Raw genomic sequence first — 7,682 nt, 5'->3', positions numbered from 1 at the left:
CTTTTTGAGCAAGGAAACGCTTAGTTTTGTTACCCCCCCCCGCCGAAAAACTACAAAATTTCTTCGGCGTTTTCTTACAATTTCAAATTGGCGTTGACAGTTATAAGCTTCAACAGCGCTGTTATATGCATTGACCTTGTTTCTATATTCATCCAACTTAGTGTTGTATGCTTGGGCTTGCACCAAATACGCTTCAAAGTCCTCCTTGTATTGCTCAACTGCACTGTTGTAGCCAGATACCGCATGGTTATACGCCTCGGCGGCTTTGTTATATGCCTCAACTCTAGCTTCATAGTCGGCACGGCTTTCCCCTTCTTCAGGAGAGGTTCCAGGTGTGGGACCCTTTAGGATGTCAGGTTTCTCAGGTGCGTTCTCTGAGAAGGATGCAGGCCGCTGAGGTTCTTGATCCGTAAATGGAGCAGGGTTCTCGTTAGGCTTATCAACCTTTTCGAGTTTACCCAGTTCCTTGAGTGCATCCAGATATTCACTTTGGGCATTGCTGACCTTTTGATCCTGTTCAGTCAGTTTTGCACTTGCATCCTTGAAAGCGTCCAGGACGTCATCACTACTACCTGGATTTTCAGCATTGACTTTAGGGGGATCCTTGGGATCGACTTTTTCTGCGTTGAGATACACGTAAATATAGTCGTCCTTGGCGCTGGGAGCAGAAGACTCAGAGGCCGTTTCTTCAGGGTCATTGGAGCCACTTTCCCCAGTCTGGGCAGGAGCCCGCATCGGAGCCTTGTTGGGGCGATCCTGGCTGCTGTCAGTGTTGTCATTGTCAGTGCTGTCACTGTCAATGTTGTCGCTGCCAGTGCTGTCGCTGTCAATGTTGTCGCTGTCAATGTTGTCGTTGACAGCGCTGTCACTATCAGTGTTGTCGCTGTCAGTGTTGTCGCTGTCAGTGCTGTTACTATCAGTGTTGTCGCTGACAGCGCTGTCACTATCAGTGCTATCACTGCTAGTGTTGCCACTATTAGTGCTGCTGCTGTCAGTGTTGTCGCTGGCAGCGCTGTCACTATCAGTGTTGCTGCTGCCGGCGCTGCCACTGTCAGTGCCACCGATACCGGTATCCGTAGCAAACGCAGGCGTACAGCACAAACCCAAACACAAGGATAGGGCCATGAACAGGGCAAGCAAACGCTTACACAGGTTCTTCTTCATTGTTATCTTCCTTTCTTTGCAAGAAATCGGACGCAAAGGATCCGGTAGCCGAACGAGCATAGGACCAAGAGGCCCCTTAGCCTCAGGCTTTGCGTTGCCGCCGTTTCCAGCGGTTTGCCAAATTGCAACCGAACGAGCATCGCGCCGGGGAACCCAGCACCTCAGCCTCAGGCTTTGCGTCCCATCGTTTCCAATGGTTTGCCAAGCGCCTGTGAAAGCCTCCCGCTGCCAGCGACGCCAGTGGCAGCGGGGGAGTGTACCGGTGGACTCACCATATTCCTCCCCTCATGTTCTGCTTGTGCTGCAGAGAAAAATGTCCAGAAGTGTCAAAAAGTATACTTTTTGACAAAATTTATGGAGGGAAAGATATAGGGAAATGGGCCTGAATACTATGGGCAAAAAGACGGAAAGTTCTCTTGAAAACGAAGGAGTTTCATGGTATAATGCTTACGAAAAAGAAGCTATCAAAAAGTATACCTTTTGATAGCTTCTTTTTTACACAGAAAACCCACTCGACAAGCGAGTGGGTTTTCTGACAGACGATCCCAAAAGTGGAACCTTTTGGGATGTGCTAACAGCTCACACAGGGACGGCGGTCTCTTCCTCTTCGGGGACAGGGACCGCTCCTGCCCGGGCCATATCCTTGGCATTGGCCAGCATGAGCTTGATGCGGTTTTCCTGGTTGATCTTGGTGGCGCCGGGGTCGTAATCCACGGCCACGATGTTGGAATTTGGGAAATCGTCCTTGAGTACCCGGATCATCCCCTTGCCCACGATGTGGTTGGGGAGGCAGCCGAAGGGCTGGGCGCAGACGATGTTGGGGGTACCGCTGTGGATGAGTTCCAGCATTTCCGCTGTCAGCAACCAGCCTTCACCCATCTTGCAGCCGTCGTTGAGGTAGCCCCGGACGAAGTCGTGGAGCTGGGCAAAGGGGGCTGGGGCCCGGAAGCCCCGGTGCTGCAGGACGGCGATCATATCCTGTTGGCACTGCTCCACATAGTGCATAAAGACCTTGCACAGGGCGTGTTTGGTCATCTTCCCGCCGAACATCTCGATGTCCGAAATACGGTTGTAGATTTTGAAGATGAGGAAATCCGTCAGCCCAGGCACCACCGGTTCCGCACCCTCTTCCAGGAGGAATTCTTCCAGGTGGTTGTTGCCCAGGGAGGAGAACTTGATGTAAATTTCCCCCACAACCCCCACCCGGACCTTGGGCTCCCATTCAATGGGGATGGACTTAAAGTCGGCGCAGATTTCGTCCAAAATACCGCGCATCTGCTTCCGGGACATGCCCTTGCCCTGGTCAAAGCGGTTCAGGAGCTCGGAGGTCCAGAACTCCACCTTGGCGGTGGTGTCCCCAGGGTTGAGCTCATAGGGGCGTGTCTGGTTGGCCACGTTCATAATGAGGTCGCCGTACATCATGCCGTAGATGAGCCGGCGGATCAGCCCCAGGGTCCAGTGGAAGCCTGGGTTTTTCTCCATGCCGAAGGAGAGGGAGAGGACGGGGATATAGTCCAGCCCCGCCTTTTCCAGGGCTTTGCGGAGCATGTGGATGTAATTGGAGGCCCGGCACCCCCCTCCCGTCTGGGTGATGAGCAGGGCCACCTTATGGGGGTCATAGCCTCCATTTTGGATGGCATCAATCATCTGGCCGATCACCAGCAGGGCGGGGTAGCAGGCGTCGTTGTGGACGTATTTCAGGCCGGACTCCACCACGGCATGGCTGTCGTTGTTCAAGATACGCACCCGGTACCCGTTGCGTTCCAGGAGCTTTGCAAAAAAGCCAAAGTGGATCGGGAGCATTTGGGGGATCAGAATGGTGTATTCCTTGCGCATTTCCTCGGTGAAAAGGAGCCGGCCAGTGCTGTCATATTCCAATTTTGCCATGGTCATTGCCCTCCTCTCTTGTCCCGTTCTTCCAGGGCAGCAATGAGACTGCGGATGCGGATTTTCACCGCCCCCAGGTTGGAGATGTCGTCGATTTTCAGCTGGGTGTACAGGTCTCCGCCTGCTTCAAGGATGGCCCGGAGCTCATCGGTGGTGATGGCGTCCACCCCGCAGCCGAAGGACACCAGCTGGATGAACGCCATATCTGGCTGGGTACATACGTAGCGGGCGGCGTTGTACATCCGGGCGTGGTAGGTCCACTGGTTCAGCACCTGCCGGGGCTGTTTGTCCATGTGGTGGAATACCGCGTCCTCCGTAATCAGCACGAAGCCGAAGGAGGTGATCAGGTCGTTGATGCCGTGGTTGATTTCTGGGTCCATGTGGTAGGGCCGTCCGGCCACCACAAGGATTTTCTTCCCCTGCTCCCTGGCCCAGTGGATATATTCCTCCCCCTTCTCCCGCACCAGGGTACGGAAGCTGTCGTAGGCACGGTAGGCCTTGCGGATGGCCTTCACACTCTCCCGCTTGGGGATGCCGAAGGTATCCGCCAGCAGGGCGGCCCCCTTCTTTTCAAAATCCTTGGGCCGGTGAAGGCCTAGGTTGGGGTGGAGGTAGCGGACCTTTTCCAGGGCGGGGATGTTCACCCCCAGCAGGTCCGGATAGTAGGCTACCACGGGGCAGTTATAGTGGTTGTCCGACAGCTGTTCGTCGAAGTTGTAGGACATACAGGGGTAGAAGATGGTCTCCACCCCGTCCTCCAGCAGGGCCATGATGTGGCCGTGGAGGAGCTTGGCGGGATAGCAGACGGTGTCCGAGGGGATGGTCCGCTGGCCTTTGATATACAGGCTCCGGGTGGAGGTAGGGGAGAGGGTGACCTCAAAGTTCAGCTCTGTGAACAGGGTGAACCAGAAGGGGAGGTTTTCGTACATATTCAGCCCGAAGGGGATGCCGATGCGCCCCCGGGAGCCGTCCCCCTTGCCCTTGCCCTCTAGGGAGCGAAGGTAGTCGTATTTGAACTTCATCAGGTCCGGAATTTCTGCCTTTTCCTGCCCCAGGGGCCGGGAGCAGCGGTTGCCGGAGATGAAACGCCGCCCGCCGTCGAAGCGGTTGACGGTGAGGGAGCAGTGGTTGGTACACAGCTTGCAGGTGGTGGGCTTGGCCTCATGGGTGAAGGTTTCCAGGGCCTGGGGGGACAGCAGGGTGGATTCCGTCAGCCCTGCTTCCAGCGCGGCCAAAGCGGCCCCATAGGCCCCCATCATCCCGGCGATGGTGGGGCGGGTGACGTTCCGGCCGATTTCCAGCTCGAAGGAACGCAGCACCGCGTCGTTGAGGAAGGTGCCTCCTTGGACCACAATGTGCTGGCCCAGGTCGTCGGCGGAGGCCGCCCGGATCACCTTGTAGATGGCGTTTTTCACAATGGAGATGGACAGCCCGGCAGAGATATCCTCCACGCTGGCCCCGTCCTTTTGGGCCTGCTTCACCGAGGAGTTCATGAACACGGTGCAGCGGGAGCCCAGGTCCACCGGATGCTTGGAAAACAGGCCCATTTTGGAAAAGTCCCCGATGGAGTATTCCAGGGCCTTGGCGAAGGTCTCGATGAAGGAGCCGCAGCCAGAGGAGCAGGCCTCGTTCAGCAGGATGGAGTCCACCGCCCCCTGGCGGATTTTGAAGCACTTCATGTCCTGACCGCCGATGTCGATGATGAAATCTACGTTGGGGTTGAAGTGCTGGGCGGCTTTCAGATGGGCCATGGTCTCCACCAGCCCCAGGTCGCAGGAGAAGGCGTTTTTGATTAAGTCCTCCCCGTAGCCAGTGACAGCGGCGCCCTTGATGGTCACCCGCTCCCCACACAGGCGGTAAATTTCCTGAAGCTGGGGCAGGACGATGCGCACCGGGTTGCCCTGATTGGAGTGGTAGAAGCTGTGGAGGATGTTCCCCTCCGGGTCGATGAGCACCAGCTTGGTGGTGGTGGACCCGGCGTCGATGCCCAGATAGGCGTCCCCGCTGTAGCTGTCCAGCGCCACCAGGGGGACAGACATAGCACTGTGCCGGGCGGAGAACGCGTCGTATTCCGACTGCTTGGTAAACAGGGGGGGCATCACGTCCACAGCTTGGGTGCTGCTGGCGGCGTTTTCCAAGCTGCTCAGTAGCGCCTCAAAGGGACGGGGAGGCTGGTCGTTGGCGCACAGGGCCGCGCCGATGGCGGCGTAGCAGTCCCCGTCCTTGGGGAAGATGGCGTGGTCTTGGTCCAGGCCCAGGGTGTCCACGAAGCGCTCCCGCAGGCCCTTCATGAAGTGGAGGGGGCCACCGAGAAAGACAATTTTCCCCGTGAGCTCCCGGCCCTGGGAGAGGCCCGCCACGGTCTGGTCTACCACCGCTTGGAAGATGGAGGCGGCAATGTCCTCCTTCCGCCCGCCCTGGTTCAGGATGGGCTGGATGTCGCTCTTGGCGAACACCCCGCAGCGGGAGGCGATGGGGTAGATTTTTTCGTGTTTTAAGGATAACTCGTCCAGCTCGTCCGCCGTCACATTCAGCAGGGTGGCCATTTGGTCGATGAAGGAGCCAGTGCCCCCGGCACAGGAGCCGTTCATCCGCTCTTCCAGGGTGTTGCCGAAGAAGATGATCTTGGCGTCCTCGCCCCCCAGCTCAATCACCGCGTCGGTGCCGGGGTCCAGGGTGCGCACGGCAGCGGCGGTGGCGTAGACCTCCTGGACAAAGCCCAGGTCCGCGGCCTTGGCCACCCCCAGCCCGGCGGAGCCGGTGACCATGAGCTGGACCGCCTGCCCGCCCAGGCCCCGGAGGGTCCGCAAGGTCTCACAGGTGCGCTCCCGGGTTTTGGAATAGTGCCGCTCATAGGAGCGGAACAGGAGCTTGTTTTGTTCATCCAGCACCACCACCTTCACTGTGGTGGAGCCAATGTCGATTCCGATACGCAGCATAGTACACCTCGAAAAACAGCTTGCTCTGGCTATTGATATGAGAGCAAGACGGGAGACAGTCCCACAAAAATAGGACTGCCGGATTTTTTACACCTATTATACAAGAGGGTGTGTCGAAAAACAACAAAAAACTTGTGCCAGGGGAGGAAAGAAAGTAAAGAAATACTATAGTGAGACAAAAAAGAACAAAAGCCTCCGCATTTTTTCTACGGAGGCTTTTGGATATTTATGACTTGACAAAGCAGCTTGCCCCTGGGAGCGTCACTCGGGCTCAGGGTCGGGAAACGGAGTATATACAGCAGAGGAAGATACCACACTCAGTTTTCCGGAGGAGGGATCTAGGAGAAATTCCGCGTTTGCCAAGACATTCCCTATCGCGACACCATGGGTAACGAGATCCATGGCTTGGGTGAGGGTGAAGCGCCCATCGCTGTGGGTTTGTGTTTCCAATGTATCCGTATACATGTAGGAATACTGGAAGCGCTTTTTTTTGAAGTTAAACTTGTGTGCGGTGGTATCTTGGAAATCAAACTTGTGCTCAACGATATCGCTGACGATATACCCGCCAGACGCGCTGTCCTCTTCTGTTTGGAATTTAGCGGAAAAAGTACACTGAATGTTCCCGGTAGTGTTTTCTAATGGGATGCAAACATCGGCCGAGATAACACCGTTGTCCCCATATTCAATAGAGATTGGCTCCGGTTCCCTAGTGAGGAGGAAGTAGCAAGAGACGGCGGCAATGACGGCAATGACAAGTACCGCAGAAATCACATATTTTTTCATGATGGTTCTCCTGTTTTGGCATATCCCCCCAGCGGATATGGCTGGGGGGATATGGTTGTCTGCTTTAAGCAATAGTAGGTTATAGGGCCTTGCCTCGCAGTGTGACAACTCCGGTTTCGGTATTTAAAACAAATGTAGCTTCAAATGTTACAGTTGCAACTGCAGTGCCATTCCGAAAAATGTTAACGGACCGTCGAAGAATTTGTTGATTAGATGAATTTAATACAGATTTAGAATCATTATTTGTTGTAGAACTGTACCCGCTAGGGAACCTTAGAAGCGTGATATAATCAATGGACGCTGTTCCTGCATCAAATTTGTAGTACCCGTTACCAGATCCTATTCTTACCGAACAGTTTAGTCTCCACAGATAATACCCAGATGCGAGATTTTTTGGGGCACTTACTTCTAATGACTTCATGCCTACCCCTCCGGGACTCGGGTTACTGAGGGGAGTGATGGAACTTCCACTTTTTATAGAGTCTATCACATCACAAAATTCCTGCATTTCGGCTTCAAATTCTGTGTCAGTGTAGGCTTTATCCATTTCCGATTCGGGATAAACAGTGATATCAATTCCCCGTTCCTCACCTACCTGTTCTGCGATTTCCAGATAGTTTTGATATTGTTCGTCGGAAATGATAGGTTTGGTATCGGTTGCATAGGCGGTAACCACCATCGACAGCGCCAAGCAAAGACACAGGGAGAGGGATAATAATTTCTTTTTCATAAGTAAAACTCCTTTTTCCGCAATATAAATTGCAGTCTATTCTGTTCGGCTAGGTCGAGCATACGATCTGCATGGGAATCTTCCTCCTTTCGATTCCTACAAAAGCGGGTCTGCGATTGATGCTTCTACTCTATATATCCCGGCAGAAAAGAAAAAGTATACACGTTTTGAGAAAAAAG

Annotated in this window: 4 protein-coding genes, 1 pseudogene and 1 riboswitch; all 5 genes and pseudogenes read right to left on the bottom strand. The window is 54.5% G+C overall.

Annotated features, from left to right (window positions below):
- Positions 1-1,164, bottom strand: a pseudogene (locus ACTOZL_RS09695) (hypothetical protein); the annotation flags it as partial.
- Positions 1,165-1,284: 120 nt separating this feature from the next.
- Positions 1,285-1,377: riboswitch (cyclic di-GMP riboswitch) on the bottom strand.
- A 366-nt stretch (positions 1,378-1,743) separates the two neighbouring features.
- On the bottom strand, positions 1,744-3,051 hold the full coding sequence (locus ACTOZL_RS09690; RefSeq protein WP_482478171.1) for a 2-hydroxyglutaryl-CoA dehydratase: 1,308 nt from the start codon (positions 3,049-3,051) through the stop codon (positions 1,744-1,746).
- 2 nt (positions 3,052-3,053) lie between these two features.
- On the bottom strand, positions 3,054-5,990 hold the full coding sequence (locus ACTOZL_RS09685) for an acyl-CoA dehydratase activase (RefSeq protein ID WP_482478170.1): 2,937 nt from the start codon (positions 5,988-5,990) through the stop codon (positions 3,054-3,056).
- A gap of 261 nt (positions 5,991-6,251) precedes the next feature.
- On the bottom strand, positions 6,252-6,773 hold the full coding sequence (locus tag ACTOZL_RS09680) for a hypothetical protein (protein ID WP_482478169.1): 522 nt from the start codon (positions 6,771-6,773) through the stop codon (positions 6,252-6,254).
- A 79-nt stretch (positions 6,774-6,852) separates the two neighbouring features.
- Positions 6,853-7,503 carry a hypothetical protein gene (locus ACTOZL_RS09675; RefSeq protein ID WP_482478168.1) on the bottom strand — a complete coding sequence of 217 codons (651 nt, stop codon included), beginning with the start codon at positions 7,501-7,503 and terminating at the stop codon, positions 6,853-6,855.
- Positions 7,504-7,682 lie beyond the last annotated feature (179 nt).

It is taken from the genome of Evtepia sp. (assembly GCF_056797215.1).
Note: the sequence above shows the minus strand (reverse complement) of the source record. Positions and strands in the feature narration are given on the sequence as shown.